24 protein-coding genes, 1 pseudogene and 1 riboswitch are annotated in these 26,117 nt (G+C 72.3%); of the genes and pseudogenes, 16 read left to right on the plus strand and 9 right to left on the minus strand.

Features of this window, described 5'->3' with window-relative positions; genetic code table 11:
* The 6 genes from GA0074692_RS27890 to GA0074692_RS27915 are packed head-to-tail and all read left to right on the plus strand — an operon-like array spanning window position 1 to window position 2,791.
* Window positions 1-372, plus strand: coding sequence for a gas vesicle protein GvpG (locus GA0074692_RS27890; RefSeq protein WP_091649507.1), 372 nt, complete (start codon window positions 1-3; stop codon window positions 370-372).
* Complete coding sequence (locus GA0074692_RS27895) at window positions 369-740, plus strand: gas vesicle protein GvpO (RefSeq protein ID WP_218106719.1); 372 nt, start codon at window positions 369-371, stop codon at window positions 738-740. Before GA0074692_RS27890 ends, GA0074692_RS27895 begins: the two co-directional genes overlap by 4 nt.
* A 1-nt stretch (window position 741) precedes the next feature.
* The gene (locus tag GA0074692_RS27900; RefSeq protein ID WP_091649509.1) at window positions 742-1,107 is read left to right on the plus strand and encodes a gas vesicle protein; all 366 of its coding nucleotides are present in this window, start codon (window positions 742-744) and stop codon (window positions 1,105-1,107) included.
* Complete coding sequence (locus GA0074692_RS27905) at window positions 1,097-2,047, plus strand: GvpL/GvpF family gas vesicle protein (RefSeq protein WP_091649513.1); 951 nt, start codon at window positions 1,097-1,099, stop codon at window positions 2,045-2,047. Before GA0074692_RS27900 ends, GA0074692_RS27905 begins: the two co-directional genes overlap by 11 nt.
* A gap of 1 nt (window position 2,048) precedes the next feature.
* Window positions 2,049-2,273: a gas vesicle protein gene (locus GA0074692_RS27910; RefSeq protein ID WP_091649518.1), complete on the plus strand. Its 225-nt coding sequence runs from the start codon at window positions 2,049-2,051 to the stop codon at window positions 2,271-2,273.
* The gene (locus GA0074692_RS27915; protein WP_218106720.1) at window positions 2,270-2,791 is read left to right on the plus strand and encodes a gas vesicle protein K; all 522 of its coding nucleotides are present in this window, start codon (window positions 2,270-2,272) and stop codon (window positions 2,789-2,791) included. Before GA0074692_RS27910 ends, GA0074692_RS27915 begins: the two co-directional genes overlap by 4 nt.
* A 98-nt stretch (window positions 2,792-2,889) precedes the next feature.
* On the opposite strand, the gene GA0074692_RS27920 is transcribed toward GA0074692_RS27915, so the two are convergent.
* Window positions 2,890-5,178, minus strand: a complete 2,289-nt coding sequence (locus tag GA0074692_RS27920; protein ID WP_091654200.1) for an AAA family ATPase — start codon at window positions 5,176-5,178, stop codon at window positions 2,890-2,892.
* Between the two features lie 552 nt (window positions 5,179-5,730).
* Here GA0074692_RS27920 and GA0074692_RS27925 point away from each other — a divergent pair.
* From GA0074692_RS27925 to GA0074692_RS27935, 3 genes are all read left to right on the plus strand, one after another.
* Window positions 5,731-8,568, plus strand: coding sequence for an alpha/beta fold hydrolase (locus tag GA0074692_RS27925; RefSeq protein WP_091649521.1), 2,838 nt, complete (start codon window positions 5,731-5,733; stop codon window positions 8,566-8,568).
* A gap of 59 nt (window positions 8,569-8,627) precedes the next feature.
* A complete protein-coding gene (locus GA0074692_RS27930; RefSeq protein ID WP_091649524.1) occupies window positions 8,628-9,500 on the plus strand; it encodes an ABC transporter permease in 873 nt (290 codons plus the stop codon).
* A 99-nt stretch (window positions 9,501-9,599) separates the two neighbouring features.
* The gene (locus tag GA0074692_RS27935) at window positions 9,600-10,244 is read left to right on the plus strand and encodes a hypothetical protein (protein ID WP_091649527.1); all 645 of its coding nucleotides are present in this window, start codon (window positions 9,600-9,602) and stop codon (window positions 10,242-10,244) included.
* A gap of 102 nt (window positions 10,245-10,346) precedes the next feature.
* Here GA0074692_RS27935 and GA0074692_RS35060 read toward each other — a convergent pair whose 3' ends face one another.
* The gene (locus GA0074692_RS35060; protein ID WP_176738610.1) at window positions 10,347-11,036 is read right to left on the minus strand and encodes a metallophosphoesterase family protein; all 690 of its coding nucleotides are present in this window, start codon (window positions 11,034-11,036) and stop codon (window positions 10,347-10,349) included.
* A gap of 191 nt (window positions 11,037-11,227) precedes the next feature.
* Window positions 11,228-11,710, minus strand: a pseudogene (locus GA0074692_RS37050) (CBM96 family carbohydrate-binding protein); the annotation flags it as partial.
* A 155-nt stretch (window positions 11,711-11,865) separates the two neighbouring features.
* Here GA0074692_RS37050 and GA0074692_RS27945 point away from each other — a divergent pair.
* On the plus strand, window positions 11,866-12,696 hold the full coding sequence (locus tag GA0074692_RS27945) for a peptidoglycan recognition protein family protein (RefSeq protein WP_176738611.1): 831 nt from the start codon (window positions 11,866-11,868) through the stop codon (window positions 12,694-12,696).
* A gap of 235 nt (window positions 12,697-12,931) precedes the next feature.
* Here GA0074692_RS27945 and GA0074692_RS27950 read toward each other — a convergent pair whose 3' ends face one another.
* The gene (locus GA0074692_RS27950; RefSeq protein WP_091649538.1) at window positions 12,932-13,603 is read right to left on the minus strand and encodes a hypothetical protein; all 672 of its coding nucleotides are present in this window, start codon (window positions 13,601-13,603) and stop codon (window positions 12,932-12,934) included.
* Between the two features lie 119 nt (window positions 13,604-13,722).
* Complete coding sequence (locus GA0074692_RS27955) at window positions 13,723-14,397, minus strand: A24 family peptidase (protein ID WP_176738612.1); 675 nt, start codon at window positions 14,395-14,397, stop codon at window positions 13,723-13,725.
* A 271-nt stretch (window positions 14,398-14,668) separates the two neighbouring features.
* Window positions 14,669-14,804, plus strand: a riboswitch (SAM riboswitch).
* Between the two features lie 12 nt (window positions 14,805-14,816).
* On the opposite strand from GA0074692_RS27955, the gene thrC reads away from it, so the two are divergent.
* Both thrC and GA0074692_RS27965 read left to right on the plus strand, forming a co-directional pair.
* A complete protein-coding gene (gene thrC, locus GA0074692_RS27960) occupies window positions 14,817-16,103 on the plus strand; it encodes a threonine synthase (RefSeq protein ID WP_091649544.1) in 1,287 nt (428 codons plus the stop codon).
* 292 nt (window positions 16,104-16,395) lie between these two features.
* Window positions 16,396-17,415 carry a GNAT family N-acetyltransferase gene (locus GA0074692_RS27965; RefSeq protein ID WP_091649548.1) on the plus strand — a complete coding sequence of 340 codons (1,020 nt, stop codon included), beginning with the start codon at window positions 16,396-16,398 and terminating at the stop codon, window positions 17,413-17,415.
* On the opposite strand, the gene GA0074692_RS27970 is transcribed toward GA0074692_RS27965, so the two are convergent.
* Window positions 17,354-17,878 carry a hypothetical protein gene (locus tag GA0074692_RS27970; RefSeq protein ID WP_176738613.1) on the minus strand — a complete coding sequence of 175 codons (525 nt, stop codon included), beginning with the start codon at window positions 17,876-17,878 and terminating at the stop codon, window positions 17,354-17,356. The two genes, GA0074692_RS27965 and GA0074692_RS27970, sit on opposite strands and share 62 nt — an antisense overlap.
* Window positions 17,879-18,051: 173 nt before the next feature.
* Between GA0074692_RS27970 and paaN the strand changes: the two genes are divergently transcribed.
* On the plus strand, window positions 18,052-19,728 hold the full coding sequence (paaN, locus tag GA0074692_RS27975) for a phenylacetic acid degradation protein PaaN (RefSeq protein WP_176738614.1): 1,677 nt from the start codon (window positions 18,052-18,054) through the stop codon (window positions 19,726-19,728).
* Between the two features lie 94 nt (window positions 19,729-19,822).
* Here the strand turns inward: paaN and GA0074692_RS27980 are convergent, their stop codons facing one another.
* Window positions 19,823-20,353, minus strand: a complete 531-nt coding sequence (locus GA0074692_RS27980; protein WP_091649554.1) for a GNAT family N-acetyltransferase — start codon at window positions 20,351-20,353, stop codon at window positions 19,823-19,825.
* Between the two features lie 223 nt (window positions 20,354-20,576).
* Here GA0074692_RS27980 and GA0074692_RS27985 point away from each other — a divergent pair, with 223 nt between their 5' ends.
* The gene (locus tag GA0074692_RS27985; RefSeq protein WP_013288855.1) at window positions 20,577-20,780 is read left to right on the plus strand and encodes a cold-shock protein; all 204 of its coding nucleotides are present in this window, start codon (window positions 20,577-20,579) and stop codon (window positions 20,778-20,780) included.
* A gap of 653 nt (window positions 20,781-21,433) precedes the next feature.
* On the opposite strand, the gene GA0074692_RS27990 is transcribed toward GA0074692_RS27985, so the two are convergent.
* Window positions 21,434-22,630 (minus strand): MFS transporter, encoded by a 1,197-nt coding sequence (locus tag GA0074692_RS27990; RefSeq protein WP_091649558.1) that lies wholly within the window; start codon window positions 22,628-22,630, stop codon window positions 21,434-21,436.
* A gap of 308 nt (window positions 22,631-22,938) precedes the next feature.
* Between GA0074692_RS27990 and GA0074692_RS27995 the strand changes: the two genes are divergently transcribed.
* Window positions 22,939-23,397: a MarR family winged helix-turn-helix transcriptional regulator gene (locus GA0074692_RS27995; protein WP_091649560.1), complete on the plus strand. Its 459-nt coding sequence runs from the start codon at window positions 22,939-22,941 to the stop codon at window positions 23,395-23,397.
* A 662-nt stretch (window positions 23,398-24,059) separates the two neighbouring features.
* Complete coding sequence (gene groL / locus GA0074692_RS28000; protein ID WP_091649563.1) at window positions 24,060-25,682, plus strand: chaperonin GroEL; 1,623 nt, start codon at window positions 24,060-24,062, stop codon at window positions 25,680-25,682.
* Between the two features lie 97 nt (window positions 25,683-25,779).
* Here groL and GA0074692_RS34305 read toward each other — a convergent pair whose 3' ends face one another.
* Window positions 25,780-26,091 carry a hypothetical protein gene (locus GA0074692_RS34305; protein ID WP_141725428.1) on the minus strand — a complete coding sequence of 104 codons (312 nt, stop codon included), beginning with the start codon at window positions 26,089-26,091 and terminating at the stop codon, window positions 25,780-25,782.
* Between the last annotated feature and the right edge of the window lie 26 nt (window positions 26,092-26,117).

Here is a 26,117-nt window from a genome sequence, read left to right on the forward strand (position 1 = left end):
GTGGAGATCCTGTGGTCGTTGCTGACCCTCCCGTACGCGCCGGTGCGCGGGCTGACCGCGGTGCTGAAGGTGGTGGCCCGGGAGGCGGAGGCCCGGCAGCGCGACCCGGTCCACGTCCGCCGTGAACTGGAGCAGATCGAGGCCGCCGCGGCGGCGGGCGAGCTGACCGCCGAGGAGCGGGACACGGCGGAGCAGCAGGTCCTGGCGCGGCTCGTCAGTCCGGGCGGCCCGGTGCCCGAACCCCGCCCCGACCAGCCGGAGACCGCCGGTGCCGGAGCTCCCCGGCGCCGGCGGAAGGCACCGGTGGCCCGCCGACGCGAGGGCACGGGCGCCGGGAACCGGCCCCGGCCGCAAGGGAGGCGAACGAGGTGACGGCGTACCGGAACCGACCAGAGGGCCGCCGCGCGGACCCGACCCGACAGGGACCGGAGGACCGGTACGCGGACGAGGACGACGAGTCGTACGAGGACGAGGAGTTCGAGCCGATCCCGGCCGGCCAGGCGGCCCAGATGGGGCTGCGGCAGGCCGCCCAGCTCACCGGTCGGGACCCGTCCGGGGTGACCTCGGTGCAACCCACCGAGGACGGCTGGCGGATCGGGGTGGAGCTGGTGGAGGACCACCGCATCCCGGCGTCGACCGACCTGCTCGGCCTCTACGAGGTCGACCTCGACGCCGACGGCGAGGTGCTCTCGTTCCGGCGGCTGCGTCGCTACCAGCGTGGCAAGGGCGAGGTGGGCTGAGATGACCATGGGACAGGTGCCCCCGGTGGTGCAGAACTCCGGCCAGGTGCTGCCGGCCGGACACGACCCGGCGAACCTCGGCGACATCCTGGAACGGGTGCTCGACCGGGGCATCGTGATCGCCGGTGACATCCGGGTCAGCCTGCTCGACATCGAGCTGCTGACCTTGAAGCTGCGCCTGGTGATCGCCTCGGTCGACACCGCCCGGCAGATCGGCATCGACTGGTGGGAGCACGATCCGTGGCTGAGTTCGCGGGCCCGCCCACCGGTCGAGCCGGGCCCGCGTGACCCGGAGGAGGTCGAGGCCGAGCGACGGCCCCGGATCGCCGCCCGTGCCGAACGTCAGGAGGAGCGGGATGAGCGCTGATCCGGTCGTACCGACCACACCCGTCGGCACCGGCACCTGGCTGCACGGCATCGTCCCGGCGTCCGTCGCCGGGACGCTGTCCGCGGTCACCGGCCTGACGGACACCCCGGTCCGGACGGTCCACGGGGCCGGCCTGGCCGCCGTGTTCAGTGCCGTCCCGCTCGACGAGTACGGCGAGCAGCCGCTGCGCCGGAACCTGGAGGACCTGGGGTGGCTGGAGCGCACCGCCCGGGCACATCACCGGGTGGTGGACGCGCTGGCCCGTACCGGTCCGGTGGTGCCGGCCCGGCTGGCGACCGTGCACACCGACGAACGCCGGCTGGCCGCGCTGCTGCACGAGCGGCAGGCCGACCTCGTCGCCACCCTCGCCCGCCTCGCCGGTCACCAGGAGTGGGGGGTCAAGGGGTACCTCGTGCCCGCCGCTCCGGCCGCAGAGCCGGCCCCCGGGGATGCCACCGCCCGGCCAGCCGAGGCCGGGAGCAGCACGCCACGGCCAGCCGGTACGGGGCTGGTCGGGGACGGGAACGCCGCCCCACCGTCGGCCGGTGCCGGGAACGCCGCCGCACGGCCGGCCGGTGGCGGGGGCGCGCCGTCGGCGGCCGGCGGGACCGGGGCGGGAGCGGCGTACCTGCGCCGCCGTCGGGCCCAGTTGCAGGCCCGGGAGACCGGTCAGCAGGTTGCGGCGCAGAGCGCGGCGGCGGTGCACGAGGAACTGGCCGGTCACGCGGCCGAGGCCCGCCGGCACGCGCCCCAGGACCAGCGGCTCTCCGGCGACTCCCGGCCGATGGTGCTCAACGGCGCGTACCTGGTACCGCTCGACCGGCTCGCCGGATTCCGTACGACGGTCGCGGCGCTCGCCGCGCGGCACCCGACGCTGCGGCTGGAACTGACCGGCCCCTGGCCGCCGTACTCCTTCATCGCCGGCCAGCCGGGGAGCTGACGTGGCCACCACCTCGCTCGTCCCGAGCAGCGCCGACGACCCACTGGCCTACCGTCCGATCGCCCTGGTGGACCTGCTCGACCGGGTCCTCGGGACCGGAGTGGTGGTCACCGGTGACATCACCATCTCCATCGCCGACGTCGACCTGGTGTACCTCTCGCTGCGGGCGCTGATCTCCTCGGTCGGCGCGCTCACCCCGCCCGAGCCTCCCGGCGGTGCCGGATGACCGGGCAGGACGACGCCGCCGTGCCGACCCCACGGGAGGAGGCCGCCGCGCCGACCGCACAGCCACAACCCGCCGCGCCGACCGCAGGGCACGAAGCCGCCGCGCCGACCTCAACGCATGAAACCGCCGCGCCGACCGAGGCCGCTGCGCCGGCGCCCCGGGACGAGGCGGCCGCGCTGGCGGCCGCGCTCGGCGAGCCGCAGTGGCAGGCCCCCCGGGTGACCCCCCTGGACCGGCGACTCGCGGTGGACCGGGACTCGGTGGAGAAGGGCCTCGCCAGCCTGGTGCTGACCGTGATCGAGCTGCTGCGTCAGCTCATGGAACGGCAGGCGCTGCGGCGGGTCGAGGTGGGCGACCTGACCGACGAGCAGGTCGAGCGGATCGGGGTGACCCTGATGGCGCTGGAGGAGCAGATGACCGGGCTGCGCGAGCACTTCGGCCTGGCCCCCGAGGACCTGAACCTGGACCTCGGGCCGCTTGGCCCACTCCTGCCCACCGAGGACCTCGGCCCGGCCTGACCTCGGCCCGGCCTGACTCCGGCCCGCTCTGACACCGGGTCGGCCTGACTCCGGCCCGGCCTGACTCGGGGGCGAGGCCGGGGCCGGGGTCGGACCGATCAGCCCTGTCGTTCGGCGGCGTACGCGGCGAGCCAGGCGACCTGCGCCGGGTCCAGGGAGGGCCGGACCCGGGTCCGGGCCCGGTCGACGTGCGCGGCGGTGACCGTGGAGGCGGTCAGCGACTCCCGCATCGCGGCGAGCGCCGCCTCCCGGACCAGGGCGGCGCAGTCCGCCGCCGAGAAGCCGTCCAGCGACTCGGCCAACGGGCCGAGGTCCACGTCGTCGGCGAGCGGCACGTTCCGGGCGGAGGCCTTCAGGATCTCCACCCGCGCCGCCGCGTCCGGTGGCGGGACGTAGACCAGCCGCTCCAGCCGTCCGGGCCGCAGCAGCGCCGGGTCGACCAGGTCGGGACGGTTCGTCGCGCCGACCACGACCACGTTGCGCAGGGACTCCACCCCGTCCAGTTCGGTCAGCAGCGCGGCGACCACCCGGTCGGTGGTCCCGCCGTCGGTGGCCTGGCCGCGGACGGGCGCGAGCGCGTCCACCTCGTCCAGGAAGATCAGCGTGGGGGCGGCCTCGCGGGCCCGGCGGAACAGTTCCCGGACGGCGCGTTCGCTCTCCCCGACCCACTTGGAGAGCAGTTCGGCGCCCTTGACCGAGAGCACGTTCGCCCGGCCCGAGCCGGCCAGCGCGGTGACCAGGTACGTCTTGCCGCAGCCCGGTGGCCCGTAGAGCAGCACCCCGCGGGGCGGCTGTACGCCGAGCCGGGCGAAGGTGTCCGGGTAGGTCAGCGGCCAGAGCACCGACTCGGTCAACGTCTCCTTCACCTCGACCAGGTCGCCGACGTCCTCCAGGGTGACACTGGCCAGTTCGAGCGTGGCGGAAGCCATCGAGGTGGGGCGGACCACCTCCAGCGCGGCGGTGAAGTCGGCCATCGCCACGGTTGGCGTGTCGGTCGTCTTCTGCCGCAGCGCGGCCCGTACCCCCGCCTCCCGGACCAGCGCGGCCAGGTCGGCGGCGACGAAACCCGGCGTACGACCGGCGACCTCGTCCAGCCGTACGTCCCCGGCGAGCGGCATCCGTCGGGTCAGCACGGTCAACTGTTCGCGGCGCAGCGCCGCGTCGGGCAGCGGCACGGTGATCGGCAGGGAGAGCAGGTCGGGGGCGCGCAGCGCCGGATCGACCGCCTCCGTACGGCTCGTGGTGCAGACCACGGCGGCCCCGGCCCGTACGGTCTCGGCGACCACCTGCCGGAAGACGGTGGCCAGCGGTCCGGGCTGGTCGGCCGGGGCGAGCGCCTCCACGTCGGTGACCAGGAGCACCGCCGGCCCCTCGGCGCGGGCCGCGCTGGCCGCGGCGCGCAACCGCTCGGCGGCGGCCTGGTTGGTCAGCGCCGCCAGCTCGGGCGCCCAGACCGGGTGCACACGTGCCCGGACGGCGGCGGCGACCGCGCGGACCAGCGCCGACTTCCCGGAGCCGGCCGGTCCGCTGAGCAGCACCCCGAGGGACACCGTGGTGTTCAGTTTGCCGAGCACCTCACGGTGGTGGAAACCGAGGTCGAGCAGTTCGGTGAGCTGCTTGGCCTGGGCGCGCAGGCCGGGCAGCTCGTCGATGTCCGGCGCCTCCGCCGGGTCGGCTTCGCCGCTGACTCCGACCGTGCTGTCGTCGTGGCGGCCCGGTTCCGGTCGTCGAATCGCCGGATGGGAGCCGGGACCACCCGCGAGGTGGGAGCCAGGGACAGCAGCCCGGGAACCGTTCGGAGCGCCGTGGGTGACCTGACCGTGCTCCCAACCGACGAGGGTGTCCATGGTGACCAGCGACCCGGGCTCCGGCTCGACGGCGACCACGGTGAGCAGGGCGCTGGTCCAGGCGTACCCGACGGTGTTGGCGAGGCTGCGGCGGGCGGCCTCGACCAGCGCGCGGACCGGGGCGTCCGGTCGGACGTCCTGGGGCAGCAGCGAGACGTCGTCCCCGGCGGTGACCACCTTGCCCAGCAGGGCGAGCCGGAGCATCTCCGGTGAGACGGCGGCGACGATCTCCACCGGCCCGCGCAGCGTGACCCGGCGGGCTGCGGTCAGCGGCATCGGGCTGAGCGTGACCTGCCCACCGTCCCGGATGCCGAGGTTGCCGAGCACGAGGTCGTCGGCGTGGAGCAGGCCGGTGCCGGAGCCCGCCTCGGCCAACGCCACGATTCCGGCGGTCTGCCGTCGACCGGTCAACCGAACCGGGTCGCCGGGCCGCAGGTCGAGCGCGGTGAGCACCTCCGGGTGCAGCCGGACGACGCCCCGACGGGCGTCCAGGGCCGCCGGGCGCAGGCTGGCGATCAGGGTGAGTTCGGGTTCCGCCACCCGCCCGAGAGTAGCCGCCGGTGCCCAGGTCGGGGCAGTCCAGGCGGTGCCGCGTGTCCCGGTCACGGTGCCGGGTGTCCCGGTCACGGTGCCAGCGGGTCGCCCTCCGTCCGGCGGGGCGCGGTCGCCGGGGACGGGGTTGCTCGGGGTCGCCGAGCCGGTGGTGGTGCGGACCACCGACCCGGCGACCGGCCCGAGGAGGCACGGCGGGTGGGTCGGGCACGCGCCCGATCCGGTCCGGTGCACCAGTACCGGAAATTTACCCGCAGGGTCGGCCGAGCCACCGCCCCCAACAGGCCGTTCGCCCTCCGGCAACCCGGTCGATTGACTCATTGTGACGAGGCAAGAGCGGAACGTCAGAAGCGTGGGGTGACATGACGACGTCTCACGGGTTTCAGGGGAAGATTCCGAATTCACGTGATGCGAATTCAATACGCCGGATTTCGCCGAGGCGTGCGCGGTCGACCATTGCCGCCGGCTGATCGGACGAGCCAGACGGCCGTACGGAGGATCTCAGCCAACGTCCAGGAACGACGCCGTACCGTGTCCCCCATGCCAACCCTGTCGGTCGCGCGGTTCCGGCGTGCCCTCCCCCGCGGACGCCGTCTCGTCGCCGCCTCGGTGGCGACCGCGCTGGTCGTCGCCGCCGTCGGCTGGGCGGTGTGGCCGGAGCGACCCGCCTACACGGCTGATTCCGCGCTGCTGACCGTCCGTTCCGGGCCGTCCGGGGACGAGCTGGTCGCCCTCGACACCACCTTCTACCTGCCCGAGGGGGCCTCGGCCGACCACCGGGTGCCGGCGGTGCTGCTGGCGCACGGCTTCGGCGGCACGAAGGAGACGGTCCGCGCCGACGCCGAGGAGATCGCCGGCCGTGGCTACGCGGTGCTGACCTGGACCGCGCGTGGCTTCGGCCGCAGCGGCGGCCAGATCCACCTGAACAGCCCGGACCATGAGGTACGCGACGCGCAGCGGCTGCTGGACTGGCTGGCCGCCCGCCCGCAGGTGCGTACCGACGCCGCCGGTGACCCCAGGGTCGGCGTGGTCGGCGGCTCGTACGGCGGCGGCCTGGCGCTGCTCCTCGCCGCCCAGGACCAGCGGGTCGACGCGATCGTCCCCATGATCACCTGGAACGACCTGCCCCGGGCGTTCCTGCCGGAGAGCACCGGCCGCCCGGCGGCCGAGGGGGTCTTCAAGAAGGGCTGGGCGGGCATCTTCTTCGGTGGGGCGGGCGCGGCCACCAGCGGGCCCGTCGGCCGCCCCGACGGCGACAGCAGTGCGGAGGATCCGGCCGGCGAGCCGGCCGCGAACACTCCGACCGTGTCCGCCCCGCCGCCGGGCGCCGGGGACCCCGCCTGCGGCCGGTTCGCCGCCGACGTCTGTGCCGCGTACCTGCGCATCGCCGCCACCGGCCGGGGCGACCAGGCCGCCGTCGACCTGCTCCGCCGGTCCAGCCCGGCCACCGTGCTGGACCGGATCAAGGCCCCCACCCTGCTGGTGCAGGGCACCGCGGACAGCCTCTTCCCGATCGCCGAGGCCGACGCCAACGCCCGGGGCATCGCCGCCACCGGCACCCCGGTCCGGGTCGCCTGGTTCACCGGCGGACACGACGGCGGCGACGGCCCGCAGACCGACTCGGACCGGGTGAAGTACCTGACCGTGCAGTGGCTCGACCACTACGTCGCCGGCACCGGTGCCGCCCCGGGCGACGACTTCACCTGGTCCAGGATCGCCGGGTTCGACGCCCTCGACCGGGGCCTGGTCGCCACCGGCTACCACACCACCGACTACCCCGGCGTCGGCGGCGACGAGCGCCGCGAGGTGCCGGTGACCGGCCCGGCGCAGCAGATCGCCAACCCGCCCGGCGGCAACCCGGCGGCGATCTCGTCGCTGCCCCTCGCCGGGTCGTTCTCGTCGCTGCTCGACGGGGTCGCCGGCGACCTGCCCGGCCAGCACGCCCGGTTCGAGTCCGCACCGCTGACCGGCGCGGTCGACGTGGTCGGCGCGCCCACCGTCAGCATCCGGGCCGCCTCGCCGACCGGCGAGGCCGTCCTCTTCGTCAAGCTCTACGACGTCGCACCGGACGGCACCGCCACCCTGCCGAACGGGCTGGTCGCCCCGGTCCGGCTGAGCGGACTGCCGGAGCGGATCGAGCAGGCCCAGCCGGTCACCGTCACCCTGCCGGCGATCGTCCGGCGGATCGAGTCCGGCCACCGGCTGCGGGTCGTCGTCGCCACCAGCGACCAGGCGTACGCCACGCCGGCCGAACCGACCGTCCACACCGTTGCCATGGGGGACGCGCCGGTCGTACTGCCCACGGTGACCGGGGAGGCGATCCCCACCACGGAGATGGTCTGGCGCTGGGTGCTCGCCGGGCTGCTCGCCACCATCGTGGTCGGGCTCGTCGTGGTCGTCGCCGTGGTCCGCCGCCGGCACCGCCGCCAGGACAGCTCCGTCCACCCGGCGTACGCGGGCACGCCGCTGGCCGTCCGGCAGCTCCGCAAGGAGTACGCGGACGGCTTCGTCGCCGTGTCGAACGTCGACTTCGAGGTGCACCCCGGCCAGGTGGTCGGGCTGCTCGGGCCGAACGGCGCCGGCAAGACCACCACCCTGCGGGTGCTGATGGGGCTGACCCAGCCCACCGCTGGCGAGATCTACGTCTTCGGGCACCGGCTGGTGCCCGGCTCGCCGGTGCTCTCCCGGATCGGCGCGCTGGTCGAGGGGCCCGGCTTCCTGCCGCACCTGAGCGGCCTGGAGAACCTGAAGGCGTACTGGCGGGCCACCGGACGCCCGGCGGCGGAGGCGCACTTCGAGGCGGCGCTGGAGATCGCCGGCCTCGGCGCGTCGGTGCACCGCCGGACCAGGAACTACAGCCACGGCATGCGGCAGCGGCTCGCCATCGCCCAGGCCATGCTCGGCCTGCCCGAGCTGCTGGTGCTCGACGAGCCCACCGACGGCCTCGACCCGCCGCAGATCGCCGAGATGCGCCGGGTGCTCCAGCGGTACGCCACCGACGGACGGGCGGTGCTGGTCTCCAGCCACCTGCTCGCCGAGGTGGAGCAGACCTGCACCCACGCGGTGGTGGTCAACAAGGGACGGATCGTCGCCTCCGGGCCGGTCGAGGAGATCGTCGGCGAGTCGCCGAGTGTGCTGTTCGAGGTCACCGACCCCGACGCCGCGCGGACCGTGCTGGACCGGCTGGACGGCGTACGGGTGCTGCCCGACACCGACGGCCAGCTCGTCGTGGACACCAACGGCACGGCCCGCAGCGAGGTGGTGGCCGAGCTGGTCCGGGCCGGGGTCGGGGTGGACCGGGTGGTGCCCCGGCGCCGCCTGGAGGACGCCTTCCTCGCCCTGGTCGGCGAGAACTCACGGGGAAGCGGAGACCGGTGATGGACGCTGCGGAAAAGCCGGGACCGGTGACGGATTCTGCCGGGGAGCGTGGATCGCTGATGACGAAGACGACCGCCATGGTGGGCGCGGCCCCCGGCTACCGCCCGTCGGCCACCCTGCCGTTCTGGGCCGAGTTCCACCGGCAGGCGTCGCGGCGGCGTACCCAGCTCGCGCTGGGGTTCATGGTGCTGCTGCCGTTGATCATCCTGATCGCCTTCCAGTTCGACTCGGGTGGCGACGACGACAACGGCAGGGGCGAGTTCGCCAGCCTGGTCGAGTTCGCCACCACCGGCGGGCTGAACTTCACCCTCTTCACGATCTTCGTGTCGGCGTCGTTCCTGCTGGTCGTGGTGGTGGCGCTGTTCTGCGGGGACACCGTGGCCAGCGAGGCGAGCTGGGGAAGTCTGCGCTACCTGCTGGCCATCCCGGTGCCCCGGGCCCGGCTGCTGGCGGTGAAACTGCTGGTGGCGCTCACCTACTCGGCGATTGCCCTGCTCCTGCTCGCCGGCACCGCCCTGCTCGCCGGGACCCTCCGGTACGGCTGGTCGCCGCTGCGCAGCCTGGTCTCGGCCGAACTGACCCCGGGCGAGGGGCTGCTGCGGCTGCTGGCCGTCCTCGGCTACCTGGCGGTGATCATGCTGGTCGTCGCCGGACTGGCGTTCCTGCTGTCGGTGACCACGGACGCGGCGCTCGGCGCGGTCGGCGGCGCGGTGCTGCTCTGGATCCTCTCCAGCATCCTCGACCAGATCACCGCCCTCGGCGTGCTGCGCGACTTCCTGCCCACCCACTACAGCACCGCCTGGCTGGGCCTGCTCTCCACGCCCGTGCAGACCGACGACGTGGTCCGTGGCTGCGTCTCGGCGATCAGCTACGCCACCATCTTCTGGGGTCTCGCCTTCTGGCGCTTCACCCGCAAGGACGTCACGAGCTGACCCAGCCGACCCCGCGTCACCGGATCGGCCGTCCGTAGGATCGCCAGGCCGCCCCTCGGGGCATCACCGCGAACACTCGGACGGAAAGTGACGACAGCGATGACGGGACGAACACCCAGCCGGCGGCAGGCCGGCCTGACCGCGCTCTACCTGGGGGTCTTCGCGACTCTCTGGTTCAGCGTGCCGAAGGCGGATCCGCCGCTGGACACGGTGCTCGTGGTGGCGAGCGTGGTGGCCTTGCTGACGGCGGTCGCCGGCGGCGTCGTCACCGCCCGGGCCCGGGTCGGCGACGCGCCGCCCCGCGACCGGGTCGCCGACCGGCGCTACCTGCTCATCGTCGTCGCCGAGTTCGCCGCCGCCGGGCTGGGCGCGGCGCTGCTCGGGCTCGTCGGCTGGTCGGCGTTCATCCCCGCCCTGGTCAGCGCCGTCGTCGGACTGCACTTCCTGCCGCTGGCCCCGGTGCTGGGCGATCCGCTGCTACGTCTGCTCGGGCTGGCGGTCTGCCTCGTCGCACTCGCCGGCCTGGTCGTCGGGCTGGCCTCGTCCGAGTCGGTGGCCCTGGTGGTCGGCATCGGCACCGCCCTGCTCCTGCTCGTCCACGCCCTGACAGCCCTCCTCCGCCGCCGCCCGCCGAACGGCCGCGTCGATCCGAACGGCCGCGTCGATCCGAACGGCCCCGTCGATCCGAACGGCCCCGTCGATCATGGAGTTGTGGCACCGCCCAAAGCTCGCATTCGTCACTGATCAGGCGCCACAACTCCATGATCGACGGAGCAGGAGCGGGAGCGGGAGCGGGGGGCGGGGGCGGGGGCGGGAGCGGGGGTGGGGGTGGGGGTGGGGGAGCGGTTAGTGGCAGGTGCCGGTGCCGACCTCGGTGAAGGTCTGGCCGGCGATGGGCAGGAACCGCCAGCGATACTGGTCGGGGAGCAGGGTCAGCTTGAGCACGCCGTGCACGCTGCCGTTGCGCACCTCGCTGTTCGGCACGACGTCGGGGAAGTCGGGCTGGAGTGACCGGCCGCCGGTGCCGACCACGAACTGCCGGATGCCCCGCGCCGGGTCGGCCACCCCGGTCGGGCTCTGCGGGGCGAACCGCTCGTACTGGTGGTTGTGCCCGGTCAGCACGATCTCCGCGCCGCCGTCGTAGAGCGCCTGGAACAACGGCCGGACCTCCTCCCGGGCCCGGCCGCCGGAGGTGAACAGCGGGTGGTGCCAGTACGCCACCGTGCAGCGGGCCTGGTTGGCGGCGAGGTCGGCGCGGAGCCACTGCTCCTGGGCGGAGCCGGCGTGGCAGCCACCGATGTGGGAGCAGTTGGAGTTGAGCACCACCACGTGCCACCCGCCGTCCGCCAGGTCGTACGAGTACCAGCCCTGCCCGGCCGGTCCCGCCGCCGCCCCGAAGTACGCGTAGTAGCCGGCCGCGTCCGGGGTGAGGTACTCGTGGTTGCCCACCGCTGGCCGGGTCCGCGCCTTGTGTCGGCCCCAGGTCGGGTGGTAGCAGTTGGCGAACTCCTCGGGCGTGCCCTTGTCGTAGACCACGTCGCCGAGGGGGCGACGACCCCCAGCTCGACGTCGAGGATGCGGGCGGTCTGTTCGTCCCGTTCGGTGCTGCAACTGGCGATGTCCCCGGCTGCGAGCAGCACCGTGTCGTCGGTGCCGGGGACGCCGGTGTAGACGACGAGCTGCGGTCCCGTGGCCCCGGTCTCCCGGCTGTCGTAGTAGGCGCCGTCCGGGCTGATCGAGTAGATCCCCAGACTGAGCACGCCGTCTCCGGCCACTGCGGCGGTGACGTCGACCTCGTAGACGCCGTTGGCGCGTACCCGGCCGAAGCGGCCGAGTTCGGTCCCGGTCGCTCCCGGGCGGTTGGTGTAGGTCATGGTGCTCTCGGACCAGGTGGAAGCGACCCGGTACACCTGTCCGCCGTTGGGGCTGCCGGCGTGCGAGACGTCCCGGGTGTGCAGTCGTAGCCAGGCGCGCAGGACGGGCGCGGTCAGGCCGCTGACCGCGAAGGCGAGGTAGCTGACCCGGTTGGGGTCGCCAGCCACCACGAGCTGCTGTTGGTCGTTGAAGTTGGTGTCCGGGAAGGCTGCGTTGACGTACGTGTCCAGGGTGGCGGGGAAGACCGAGGTCGTCACGGCCGTTGCGGGGGTCGGCACGGCGAGTATTCCCGCCAGGACCGTGAGGACGAGCGCGGAGGCGCGGAGAGCTTTCATGCCCCCAATGGAGCCGGACGGGTGTCAACCGGTAATCACAACTGATTAATCAGTGTTGATGTCTTCGTTACGGTGGAGATGGTTCCCTGGGACAACCGGCTCGGTCGCCACCGATGCCGACCGGCGGTTTCTCCCCGACCGGAGACGGAGTCATCGTGAAAGTCCCCGGAGTTCCCTTCGTTCAGGGGCGCAATGCCTACGACGACCGCGACGGTCAGAAGTTCGGCATCGCGATCCACGCCACCGACAACACCGCCACGGCCGAGGCGGAGGCGTCCTACGCCACCAGACGCACCGACGGGGTCAGCTCGCACTTCTACGTCGACGCGGACTCGATCGTCCAGTCGCTGGACACCGATTCCCGCGCCGGCCACGCCGGATCGACCAACGGCAACGAGAACGGCATCTCGGTCGAGATCACCGGCCGCTCGACCAGCAGCCGCCAGTGGTGGCTGGACAACGTCGCCTGGGACCGGCTTGCCGAGGTGCTGGCGGTGGTCTGCCGGTACTACGACATCGCGCCCCGCCGGGCCACCGTCGCCGAGATGCAGGCCAACCCCCAGGTCCGGGCCTTCTACGGGCACAACGACATGCGGTTGGCCTGGGGTGGCACCACCCACACCGATCCCGGCGCCAACTTCCCCTGGGACCAACTGCTGACCAAGGTCGAGCAGGCCATCGACCAGAATGAGGACGACATGACCCCTGCACAGTTCCTGGCCATCCTGCAGGATCCGGCCGTGGCAAGGCTGATGCGCGCGCTGCCGTGGCAGTACGTCGGTGGGGGCATCCCGACTGGCCTGTCCACCCTGAACGTGCTGAACCAGATCTACGAGGGCGTCCAGAACCTCCAGAGCGGCACCATCAGCGCGGAGGTGGTGAGTGGCGTACTGGCCACGCTCACCCCGGAGGCCATCGCCGCCGCGATCCCCGCCGAACTGGCCGAGCAGGTCGCCGACGAACTCGCCCGGCGGCTGGCCGCCTGACCGGGCCGGCGGCCCGCCCCCGTTCCCGCCCGGCGGGCCGCCACACCGGCCGCCACCTCGTCGGCCGTCCGGATACCGGCCGGGCAGTTCGTCGGCCGTCCGGGCACTCCGTCGGGGCATCTCTCGTCGGCGGTCCGGTTACCGGCCGGGTACCTCGTCAGCGGTGCCCGGCCGGGTCGGCCAGCCCGGTCGGCCCGTTGGTCAGAAGGTGCCCGGCCGCGTCGGCCCGTGCTGGTCAGGAGGTGTGCGGCACATCGGTGTGACTGACCTCCGCAAATCGGGTGCCGGAGAGCTGGTGCACGGCGGTACGGCGGAGGTCCAACTCGGCCATTGCCGCCCCCGGCGAGCGGGTGAGGTAGACGACGGTGGCCTTCTGGTCGGCGATGCGGATCGACTGCACCGGAGTGCGGTCGCCCACGTCGGTGGCGGTGACGTAGTGCGGTTCGCCGTTGACGTTGCGCCAGACCACGAGGCTCCAGAAGCGCCCCGAGCCGCCCGAGTCGAGCACGACGGAGCCGACCGCGTCGACCGCGCCGTCGCCGTCCAGGTCACCGGTCGCGCAGGGCTTCTCCAGCAGGACGGTCGCGCCGTTGCCGGTCCACCGTCCGTTGCGCAGCGGCAATGGGTTCAGGTAGCTCCGGTACTTCGTGGTGCTGCTGCCCACCCGCGCGTCGCGCAGGTCGCCGCAGGTGAGGTCAGATACCTTGCGACGCGGTGTCTTGGTGGGACTCGGCGTGGTGCCGATCCGTACGTCGTCATCGTCCCGGTCGCCCGGAGCGGCCTTCCCGGCCGTCGTGGCTGGTCGGGGGTCCCGCGACCGCTTCTTCTTGCCGCTGCCACTGCCGCCGCACGCGGTCAGGACGCAGACCAGCATCAGGGCCACCACCGGTACCACGCTCCGACGCATCGCCCGTCTCCTTTTCTGACGCAGGTGGCCGGAACAGTAATAGACGGTCGCCAGTGGTCGGACCGGCGAGCCGGTCCATTCTGGACGAATCGACGTGACGGCGACGAACGCTTGTGCGCTCAGCCTGTCGTGACGAGCACTGACAACAGTGCGCCGCCCAGGAGGGCCGGCCCGAACGGCAGTTTCGTCCGCCAGCGGACGCGCCGGGCGGCGAGGAGCGCCAGCAGCACGGGCACGTTAAGCGCCCAGGGCAGCACCAGGCCGAGGATCACCGTGTCCCAGCTCAGCCAGCCCAGGTACCAGCCGAGGAGCGCGCCCACCTTCGCGTCGCCGAACCCGAAACCACCGCCGGGCAGCAGGACCAGCCCGGTGAGGACGAGACCGACCGCCAGGCAGCCGAGCAGCCCGCGTCGCCAGTCCGCCCACTGGCCGGTCGTCAGCGCGACCACGCCGAGCAGCACCGGAGTGACGGTCAGCGCCGGCAGCGCCAGCGAGTCGGGGAGCCGGTGGCAGGCGACGTCGATGACGGCGAGCAGCACGCCCAGCACCGCGAGGGCGAGGAAGACCGGTAGGACGGCCACCGCGCCGAGCGCCGCCCCGAGCAGGGCACCGGCCAGCGCGGCGAGCGAGGCGGTGACCCACCACGGGACGCCCAGCCGGTGTCCGCGGTCGCACCGACGGGCCAGCCATCCGGCCGTGCCGGACCGCAGCGGTACGCCGCAGGTGGCGCAGGTCGTGCGGGACGGTTCACCGTACGGCACGGCGAGCCGGTACCCCACCGTCGGCAGCAGCACCCCCACCACCCCACATCCCACCGCTGCGGCCCCCACTCCCAAGCCGCCCACCCCCACCAACACGCCCGCACCCTACCCCCGCCTTCCCCTTTCTGGAGTCGATCAAGAAGTTTGCGTCGGGCGGGGTGCCGGACGGTGACACGAACTTCTTGATCAACCGCCCGGGGCCGGGCGGGGCCGGTTGCGGGGGAGGGGGTGGGGTGGTTCACAGGGTGGGAAGGGGGCGTGAGCTGGGACGGGGGTGTGCGTATGCTCGGGAGCACAACTGAATACCTCATCCAGAGGGGCTGAGGGATACGGCCCGACGACGCCCCGGCAACCACCCCGCGCGCTCAGAGCTGAGCGTCCGGCGGGGCAGGTGCCAAATCCGTCCCCGCCGCAGAGTGCGACGCGGGGAAAGATGAGAGGACCCCCTCGACATGACGTCGACGATCGCTGCCCCCGGTATCGACACCACCGCCAGCCCCGCCCGCGCCCTGGTCTGTCGCGCCTGTTCGGCCCGGTACCCGCTCGCCGCCCAGCACGCCTGCTACGAGTGTTTCGGCCCGCTGGAGGTCGACTACGACACCGCCGCGCTGGCCCGGGTCACCCGCGAGCAGATCGAGGCCGGCCCGCAGAACCTCTGGCGGTACGCCGCCCTCCTCCCCGCCGGCCAGGACCCGGCCACCCGGGTCACCCTCGACCCCGGACTGACCCCGCTGGTCGCCGCCGGCAACCTCGCCGCCGAGCTGGGCATCACCGCCCCACTCTGGATCAAGGACGACAGCGCCAACCCGACCCACTCGTTCAAGGACCGGGTGGTCTCGGTGGCGCTGACCGCCGCCCGCGCCCTCGGCTTCACCCGTTTCGCCTGCGCCTCCACCGGCAACCTGGCCAACTCGGTCGCCGCGCACGCCGCCCGGGCCGGGGTGCCCTCGGTGGTCTTCATCCCCGGCGACCTGGAGCAGGGCAAGGTGGTCACGACCGCCGTCTACGGCGGCGACCTGGTCGCCATCGACGGCTCGTACGACGACGTGAACCGCCTCTGCGGCGAGCTGGTCGAGACCGACGAGTTCGAGGACACCGCGTTCGTCAACGTGAACGTCCGCCCGTACTACGCCGAGGGGTCGAAGACCCTCGGGTACGAGGTGGCCGAGCAGCTCGGCTGGCGGATTCCGGCGCAGGTGGTCATCCCGATGGCCAGTGGCGAACTGCTCACCAAGGTCGACAAGGCGTTCAGCGAGCTGGTGGAGATCGGGTTGGTCGAGGCCCCGGCGGGCGGCTGGAAGGTGTTCGGCGCGCAGTCGGCCGGCTGCAACCCGATCGCCACCGCCCTGCACGCCGACACCGACACCATCACCCCGGTCAAGCCGACCGGCATCGCCAAGTCGCTGAACATCGGCGACCCGGCCGCCGGCCTCTACGCCCTGGAGGCGGTCCGCCGTACCGGCGGTTGGATGGATTACGCCGACGACGACGAGATCCGCGCGGCGATCCGGCTGCTCGCCCGGACCACCGGGGTCTTCGCCGAGACGGCCGGCGGGGTGACCGTCGCGGTGCTGCGTAAGCTGGTCGACTCCGGCAAGCTCGACCCGACCGCCGAGACGGTGGTCTTCAACACCGGCGAGGGGCTGAAGACGATCGACGCGGTCGCCGGCCAGGTCGGTCCGACGCACCGGATCCGGCCGTCGCTGCGCGCCGCCCGGGACGCCGGGCTGCTCGGATGACCTTCCGGTTCGTCCCGACGGATCGACCGACTCGCCCGAACGGGGGATCGGGCCGATCCGTCGGGTAACCGACCGTTCGCCCACGGTACGAAAAACTACCCGCGAGGGACTTGACGTCAGCAACCGGTCAGGCGCAGGATGCTTCGTGCGGGAGGGCGTTCGCCGAAGACTTTTCAAGCCTTACGACCCAACGCCGGAGGCGTTGTGCGTTCGTCCCTCCCGACCAAAGATTTTCCGGGCCAGCGACTAAATCGCTGGCCCGTTTCCGTTCCGGTCCCGCACCCTCGTCGGCATGAGCATCGTCATCTCGCCGCACGAAAGCTCCGACCAGGCCGCGCTGGAGGCGGGATTCCAGGTGGTCGCCGCCGCACGGGCCGTCGACCTGCCCGATTTCCCCCGGCTGTCCCGTCAGCAGTTCGAGGGTGGGATCCGGTATCCGATGCCCGGCCGGAAGCTCCTGATGGCGCTGGCCACCATCGACGACGTCCCGGTGGGTCATGTGGTGATCCACCTGCCGCAGGTGGAGAACGTCCACAACGCCAGCCTCGACCTGGTCGTCCACCCGGACCACCGGCGGCGCGGCGTCGGGCGGGCGCTGTACGCGCACGCCGTACGGGCGCTGCGTGAGCAGGGCCGGAAGCGGATCATCGCGACGTCGGTCGGGCCGCTGCCGGAGGGGCCGGAACGGCCGGCGGTGGGCGCGCGGTTCGCCGCCGCGCTGGGTGCCCGACCGGCGTTGGTGGAGGTACGCCGCCGGCTGGTCGTCGACGGGTTGGGCCACTCCGTCCACGATGCGCTGCTGGCCGAGGCGCGCGAGCGGGCCACCGGGTACCGGACGATCACCTGGCAGGCGGCCGCCCCCGAGGAGTACGTCGCCGACATCGGCTACCTCGACAGCCGGCTGGTGCTCGACTCGCCCACGGGGGACCTCGTGATCGAGCCGGACCGGATCGACGCGGACCGGGTCCGGGGCATCGAGCGGGTGCTGGCCACCCGGGGCTGGTCGCCCTACCACTGCGGAGTGGTGCACGAGGCGAGCAACCGACTGGTCGCCTGGACGATGGTCCTGGTGCTGCCGTCCAGCCCACGGCACGCCGACCAGCAGATCACCATCGTCGATCCGCAGCACCGCGGGCACCGGCTCGGCCTGCTCGCCAAGCTCGAGAATCTCCGGCACGTGCTGGCGCACGAACCGGAGCTGTCCGAGGTCGACACCTGGAACGCCGCCGACAACGAGCACATGATCGCCATCAACGAGCAGCTCGGGTTCCGTCCCGTCGACGCCTGGACGAACTGGCAGCTCGACCTCTGAGCGACCGTGCGGGACCGGTGCCGGCCGGTGGGCGGCGCAGCAGCGCCGCCGCCCAGGGGCGCAGGGTCGGCTCGGGGTACCCGCCGGCGGCCAGGCCGGCCCGTCGCTCGAAGACGTTGCCGCAGCCGTAGCTACCGGTCAGCGCGTACGACCAGGCGCAGGCAAGCCAGTACGCCGGCCAGAAGAGCGGCCCGAGCAGCGCGTACTGGTCGGCGTGTCGCCGCTCGTGGGCCAGCAGGCCGGCGCGGTCCGGGTGCAGTAGCCACTCCGGCGGGCGGCGGGTGAGCACCACCGAGCCGACGGTGAAACACTGCTGCCTCGGTATCGGCAGCCGGTACCGACCGGCGACGACCAGTCCGTCCGGGGTGCGCTCACGGGTGGTGCGGGCCAGCACCGCCAGCGCCAGACCGACCAGGGTCGTGCCGTTGAGCCAGGTGATCGTGGTCCGGGTTCGTTGCCGCACGGCTCCAGAGTGCGTCGCCCGGTCGAGGGCGGCCACCCGGCGCATGACACCTCAGGGTGCGTCGTCGGGGCGCGGGCGGCCAGCGGGCTCCTCCAGGGCGTCGTCCCGTCCGGGGGCGATCGTCCGGTTCGCGGCTCTTACCGGCCGGTCGCGGCTGCGGCATGATGGCGGGCATGACGGAGACCCCGCATCCCCTGTACGCCACGCACGCCGACACCCTCGCCCGGGCGCTGACCGCGATCGCGGAGCGCGGGTACTGGTCCGCCTACCCCGAGTCCCCCAGCCCTCGGGTGTACGGCGAGAACGCCGCCGCCGAGGGGCGGGCCGCCTTCGAGGCGTACCTGGACGGCGACTTCCCCCTCGACCAGCCGGGCACCGACGACCGGGTCGCCACCGAGGCCAGTCCGTTCGGGATCACGCTGGGCGTGCGCTACCCGCACGCCCGGGTCGACGAGTTGGTGACCGCCGCCTCCGCCGCCCTGCCCGCCTGGCGCGACGCCGGGCCGCAGGCCCGCGCCGGGGTCTGCCTGGAGATCCTGTCCCGCCTGCACAAGAACGTCTTCGAGCTGGCCAACGCGGTGCAGTACACCAGCGGGCAGGCGTTCGTGATGGCGTTCCAGGCCGGCGGGGCGCACGCGCTCGACCGGGCGTTGGAGGCGATCGCGTACGCGTACGCGGAGATGACCCGGCACCCGGGGACGGCCCACTGGGAGAAGCCCGCCGGCAAGGGCGACCCGCTGCGGATGACCAAGACGTTCCACGTGGTGCCTCGGGGCGTGGCCCTGGTGATCGGCTGCAACACCTTCCCGACCTGGAACTCGTACCCCGGTCTCTTCGCCTCGCTGGTCACCGGCAACCCGGTGGTCGTGAAGCCGCACCCGCGCGCGGTGCTGCCCCTGGCGATCACCGTCAAGCTGGCCCGGGAGGTGCTCGCCGAGGCCGGCTTCGACCCGAACCTGGTGCTGCTCGCCGCCGAGGCCCCCGGCGAGAAGCTCGCCTCCGACCTGGCCCTGCACCCGGCCGTGAAGATCGTCGACTTCACCGGCTCCACCGAGTACGGCGACTGGCTGGAGAAGCACGCCCGCCAGGCGGCGGTCTACACCGAGAAGGCCGGGTTGAACACGGTGGTGATCGACTCCACCGACGACTTCGCCGGGATGTGTCGCAACCTCGGGTTCACGCTGACCCTCTACAGCGGCCAGATGTGCACCACCTCGCAGAACATCCTCGTCCCCGCCGACGGCATCACCACCGACCAGGGGCACAAGAGCCTCGACGAGGTGGCCGCCGGGATCGCCGGCGCGGTGGCCAAGCTCACCGCCGACCCGGCCCGCGCCGTCGAGCTGACCGGCGCGATCGTCAACGACGGGGTGCTGGAGCGGCTGGACGAGGCGGCCAAGCTCGGAGACGTGGTGCTGGAGTCGCGTCCGCTGGAGCATCCGGCACATCCGGACGCGGTCGTCCGTACGCCGACCATCGTCAAGCTGGACGCGGACGCCACGGCGACCTACGGCCGGGAGTGGTTCGGCCCGATCTCGTTCGTCATCGCCACCGACTCGACGGCGCAGAGCCTGGAGCTCCTCCGTACCACGGTGGGGCGGAAGGGCGCGCTGACCGCCGGCGTCTACTCCACCGACGAGGCGGTGCTCGACGCGGCCGAGAAGGCGGCGATCGACGCCGGGGTGCACCTGTCCTGCAACCTGACCGGCGGGGTCTTCGTCAACCAGTCGGCGGCGTACTCGGACTTCCACGGCAGCGGCGCCAACCCGGCCGCGAATGCCGCCCTCACCGACGGCGCGTACGTGGCCAACCGGTTCCGGGTGGTGCAGAGCCGCCGCCACACCGCCTGACCGTTCTCAGCCGGTAGCCCGCCGGGCCGGCTTGTTTGGTAGCAGGGGACCCTTCCTACCGTTTTTTGCGTAGGAAGGGTCCCCTGCAACCACCTCAGGCGGCGCGGCGCATCTGGAGTTCCCGCATGGACGGGATCGTGGGGTGCGGAACACGTACCCCGGTGTCGGTGAAGCCCAGCCGAAGGTACGACCGGTAGGCGCGGTCGTTGCCGACCACCACCTCCAGCATCAGCTCCGGCCGCCCGCACGCCCGCGACCAGGCCCCGACCCCGTCGATCAGGCTGGCGAGCAGACCCGTGCCGCGCCAGACCGGGGTGATGTAGACCCCGAACACTACGGTCAGATCCGGCTCGTGCGGCGCGGCGAGTCCCCCGGCGTGGCCGACCAGCCGGCCGCCGGGGTCGGCGACGAACTGCGCGGCGTGCGAGCCGGTCGAGTTGTACGCGATCCGGGCGGCGTACTCGGTGTGCGGACGGGCGGCGGCGTCCGCGAGGGTCTCCAGGAAGGCCAGCGGGGAGTCCGCGAGCATCTCCAGCCGTAGGGCCCGCATCCGGGCGGCGTCGGCCGGGCGGACCCGGCGGACGGTCGGTACGCCTGCCGTCGACCTGGCCGGATTCCGCGTCATGTCCGAATGCCTACCGCAATGATGCCCGCCGATGTGATCCCGGGTCGAGGGTCGACCGCTATGCCCTATTTTGTGATCGTGCGCTGCGGTCACGCTTCGTGTAGCGTGCGATTTCGGTCATCGAACATCGGCCGCTCCGGGCCGGTGTGGAAACGGTGGTTCCGATGCCGGCTGCGCCGGTGTCGGGGCTTGCGTGTCGCCCAGCGAAGTGAGGAAGTGCACCGTGGCGCAAGGCACCGTCAAGTGGTTCAACGCCGAAAAGGGCTACGGCTTCATCGCCGTCGACGGGGGACAGGACGTCTTCGTCCACTTCTCCGCGATCGAGATGGACGGCTACAAGGCGCTGGACGACGGGCAGCGGGTCGAGTTCGAGATCGCTCAGGGGCAGAAGGGCCCGCAGGCCGAGCGGGTGCGCGTCATCGCCTGAGCTGGCCGCGTGGTGGCGACACCGCAGTGGCGCCACCACTCCCGGGACGGCCACAGGTCGCTCCGACGACACCTGACCGCGCCGGCGGGCGGCCCTCAGGCTGGTGGACCCGTCCGCTCCGGTGGGTGCCCTGCCGGTGATGCTTGCGGTCGCCCTGTCCCTTCTCACCGGTCCGCCCGGATCCGACCTGTCGGAGCCGGGCGCGTCCGTGTCCATCGGTGGTCCCCACGGCTGACCCCGAGCCGTCGGCCGGCCATCCGTCAGGTGATGCGCTGAGCGCCGCAGGGCCGGATATCCGTCCGCCGTCCCGCAGACCGGCCGTCACGGTCCCCGCCCCGCAGGCCGCCTACGTACCCGACCCGCGCCGGCCGCGAGGCCACCGCCGCGCCCACAGCCGGCCCGCCACGTCGGCATGGATGGTCACCGTCCCCCACCTGACCCACCTCACCCGCCGGCCCACCCTCACCGACACCGACGACGCCATCCGCGCCGAATGAATCCGGGCCGACAACTACGACGTCCCCGTCGGCCACCTCGCCACCCGGTACGGCGGCCAGGTCTTCGCCGCCCACCGCGACCTGCTGGCCGGTGTCCCGTGACCGCTCCGATCGATGTCTCGGCGTCGGGGACTCCCCGTGACGGGGGAGGAGAGGTCAGCGGTGGACGGGGGTGGGGGCGGGGACGGCAGCCGCGGCCTCACGCGCGGGGGTGCGGCGCTCCAGGGCGGCGGACCAGAAGGCGAGAACCAGCGCGGCGGCGGCGAGGAGGGCGCCAACCCAGTTCGGGGCGGTGTAGCCGAGGCCGGCGGCAATGACGAGGCCACCCAGCCACGCGGCGAGCGCGTTGCCGAGGTTGAAGGCGCCGATATTGACCGCCGAGGCCAGCGTCGGCGCGCCGTGGGCCTGGTCGAGGATGCGCTTCTGCAGTGGCGGAACGGTGGCGAAGCCGAGCGCCCCGACGAGCAGGATGGTGATCGCGGCGAGGATCTTGTTGTGCGCGAACACGGTGAACAGCGCGAGCACCACGGCGAGCCCGCCGAGGGCGGTGCACAGCATCGGCATCAGCTTGCGGTCGGCGTAGCGGCCACCGAGCAGGTTGCCGAGGAACATGCCGATGCCGAAGAGCGCGAGCAGCCAGGTGACCGCGCCGTCGGAGTAGCCGGCGACGTGGGTCATCATCGGCGCGACGTAGGTGATTGAGGCGAAGACACCGCCGAAGCCGAGCACCGTCATCGCCATCGCGAGCAGCACCTGCGGGTTACGGAACGCGGTCAGCTCCCCGCGTAGGCGTACGCCCTCGGGCCGGGGCATGGCGGGCACGAGCCTGGCGATGCCGAGCAGGCCGACCACGCCGATCGCGGCGACGACGGCGAACGTGGTCCGCCAGCCCACCGCCTGCCCGATGAACGTGCCCAGCGGCACGCCGACGATGTTCGCAATGGTCAGGCCGGTGAACATGGTGGCGATGGCACCGGCCTTCCGGTCGGGGGCGACCACGTCGGCGGCGACCACCGAGCCGATGCCGAAGAACGCGCCGTGGGCCAGTGAGGCCACGATGCGGCCGGTGAGCATCACGCCGAAGCTCGGCGCCAGCGCGGAGAGCAGGTTGCCGACCACGAACAGGCCCATCAGCAGGATCAGCATCGTCTTGCGGCTGATCCTGGTGCCGAGCACCGTCATCAGCGGGGCGCCGATGACAACGCCGATCGCGTAGCCAGTGACCAGGAGGCCGGCGGTGGGAATGGACACCCCGTAGTCACCGGCGATCTCGGGCAGCAGGCCCATGATCACGAACTCGGTGGTGCCGATCCCGAAGGCCCCGATGGCCAGGGCGAGAAGTGTGAGAGGCATCGCGCCACCCTCCGTGTGATTGCTGGTGCGCCTTACGCGCTCAGACAATAATTGCACACGCATCTACATGCAAGGGCGGGCATTCCTCCTTAGCCTTGGAATCTGGTGATGCCCGGGACTCGGTGGTGGGCTGGTGTTGCCCGTTGCTCCATCCAGGTGAGGGGTGGCCCGGGTCGCGCTCTCACCTCCGCCCGATCTCGGGCTGGCCACCCACGGCTACTTGCAAGAGCCTTATACATGCTCTAGCTGATATTTCCAGGAAGGGCTTATCCTGGACTCCAGTCGCATCCGGAAGGAGACCCGGACCCATGACCGCCACGGATCCCGCGCTGACCGCCCTTGCCAACGGCTGGGCAGCCCTCTACCTCCTGTACGGCAGGATCGAGGCGTACATCGAGCGCGCCCTCCAATCCGAGCACGACCTGAGCGTGCGGGAGTACTCGCTGCTCGACGTGCTCAGTCGCCAGCACGATGGCGAAGGCGGCCACCTGCAGATGAAGCAGGTCGCAGACGCGGTGGTGCTCAGCCAGAGCGCCACCACCCGCCTGGTCACCCGCCTGGAAGAACGTGGCCTGCTCTCCCGTTACCTGTGCCCGACCGACCGTCGCGGCATCTACACCGATGTCAGCGACGCGGGGCTGAAGCTCCTGCAAGAGGCCCGGCCGACCAACGACACCGCCCTCAGGGAGGCGCTCGATGAAGCCGCCAAGAACCCCGAGCTGGCTCCCCTGGTCACAGCAGTCGAGGCGATGAACCGGCGCTGCTGACGCGGGTTCGCGGCGCAGGGAGGGCGAGTGATCGCGGCCCTGGTCCTGCCGGATCGCCACCATCGGCAGTTCGCTGAAGAGAGGCTGCGGCAGGCGCTGGATGCCGCGCCGGGCTGAGCACCACGGCTTCACTGCGCCGTTGGTCGGGGGCCAGACCGAGGCCGCTGCCTCCCCCGGCGCCCGACCAGTCCTCCTTCCTCGCTTCGCCCCCGGTTTTCCGTCAAGCGGCCGCTCCAGGCCCGCCGCCTTGCCCCTCCCGCCACCCACCCTCGATCCGTCGGTGGATCAGGAAGTTTGGGGCGTGAGGTGCCTCTTCGATGACGCAAACCTCTTGATGAACGCAGAGAGGAGCGTGGGGGTGCGTGGGGATGTGCGTGGGCGGATGGGGGCGTGGGGAGGGACATCGTGCTTGCACTCGGCAGGGGAGAGTGCTAAACAAGTCATTGGCACTCGCATGGCGTGAGTGCCAATGGTCGGGGCGGTAGGGCCACGGCCGCGCGGCGTCGCGTCGCGGGGCACATGGCCGGTCGTCGCGGGCTATCCGGCCCGGCCGAGGAGACGTCGTCGTCGCCAGGTGGCGACGTCCCAAGGTGCGTACACCAGGCGGCCCATCCGGGGCACACACTCGGGTGGCCCGTGAGTGTCCAGGAGGACAACGCCGTATGGCCAAGATGATCGCGTTCGACGAGGAGGCCCGCCGCGGCCTCGAGCGGGGCATGAACCAGCTCGCCGACGCCGTGAAGGTGACCCTCGGCCCCAAGGGCCGCAACGTCGTGCTCGAGAAGAAGTGGGGCGCCCCCACCATCACCAACGATGGTGTGAGCATCGCCAAGGAGATCGAGCTCGAGGACCCGTACGAGAAGATCGGCGCCGAGCTGGTCAAGGAGGTCGCCAAGAAGACCGACGACGTGGCCGGTGACGGCACGACGACGGCGACCGTCCTGGCCCAGGCCCTCGTCCGCGAGGGTCTGCGCAACGTGGCCGCCGGCGCCAACCCGATGGCCCTGAAGCGGGGCATCGAGGCCGCGGTCGCGAACGTCTCGGAGGAGCTGTCCAAGCTCGCCAAGGACGTGGAGACCAAGGAGCAGATCGCCTCCACCGCCTCCATCTCGGCCGGTGACACCAGCGTCGGCGAGATCATCGCCGAGGCGATGGACAAGGTCGGCAAGGAAGGCGTCATCACCGTCGAGGAGAGCAACACCTTCGGCCTGGAGCTGGAGCTCACCGAGGGTATGCGCTTCGACAAGGGCTACATCTCCGCCTACTTCATGACCGACCCGGAGCGTATGGAGGCCGTCTTCGACGACCCGTACATCCTGATCGTCAACAGCAAGATCTCCTCGGTGAAGGACCTGCTCCCGATCCTGGAGAAGGTCATGCAGGGCGGCAAGCCGCTGCTGATCATCGCCGAGGACATCGAGGGCGAGGCTCTGGCCACCCTGGTCGTCAACAAGGTCCGGGGCACCTTCAAGTCGGTCGCCGTCAAGGCGCCGGGCTTCGGTGACCGCCGCAAGGCCATGCTGGGCGACATCGCCATCCTCACCGGTGGCCAGGTCATCAGCGAGGAGGTCGGCCTCAAGCTGGACGCCGTCGGCGTCGAGATGCTGGGCCGCGCCCGCAAGGTCGTGGTGACCAAGGACGAGACCACCATCGTCGACGGTGCCGGCGACGCCGAGCAGATCCAGGGCCGGGTGAACCAGATCCGGGCCGAGATCGACAAGAGCGACTCCGACTACGACCGCGAGAAGCTGCAGGAGCGGCTGGCCAAGCTGGCCGGTGGCGTTGCGGTGATCAAGGTCGGCGCGGCCACCGAGGTCGAGCTGAAGGAGCGCAAGCACCGCATCGAGGACGCCGTCCGCAACGCGAAGGCCGCCGTCGAGGAGGGCATCGTCCCGGGTGGTGGCGTCGCGCTGGTGCAGGCCGGCAAGACCGCCTTCGACAAGCTGGACCTGGCCGGTGACGAGGCGACCGGTGCGCAGATCGTCAAGATCGCGCTGGACGCCCCGCTGCGGCAGATCGCCGTCAACGCCGGCCTCGAGGGTGGCGTCGTCGTCGAGCGGGTCCGCAACCTCGACGCGGGTCACGGCCTCAACGCCGCGACCGGTGAGTACGTGGACCTGCTGGCCGCGGGCATCATCGACCCGGCCAAGGTGACCCGCTCGGCGCTGCAGAACGCCTCGTCGATCGCGGCGCTCTTCCTCACCACCGAGGCCGTCGTCGCGGACAAGCCGGAGAAGGCCCCGGCCGCCCCGGCTGGCCCGGGTGGCGGGGACATGGACTTCTGAGTCCGGTTCCGATACACGCCGAAGGGGCGGGCCGCGTCAGCGGTCCGCCCCTTCCGCTTCCCGCAGCGGCTGGCGTTCATGTTCGGCGGCCGTTCGCTCAGGTTGGCAGGGGCCGTCGCCGGCGCGGACGACCGCGCGATGCATCGGTCCTGCCGGGCGATGTCACTGGTGGATCGGTCCCGCCGGGCGGTGTCATCGGTGGATCGAGCCATGGGTCCGTTGGCAGGTCGCCCACAGGTGTGTCCACCAGTTCCAGTGTCTCCCCGGATGCCGCCTCGGCGAGAGTGGACATCTCCATCAGCTGCTCGGCGTCGCCGTAGTCCAGCCAGTCGAGCCGTGGGCGACCGGGCGGATCACCGACGCGTGCCCAGGTGGGGGGCGTGCTGTCGTCGGCGGTTTCGTCGTCCATCCTCATGACTGCCACCTCCTGTCGAA

The organism is Micromonospora pallida (assembly GCF_900090325.1).
Taxonomy (GTDB): domain Bacteria; phylum Actinomycetota; class Actinomycetes; order Mycobacteriales; family Micromonosporaceae; genus Micromonospora; species Micromonospora pallida.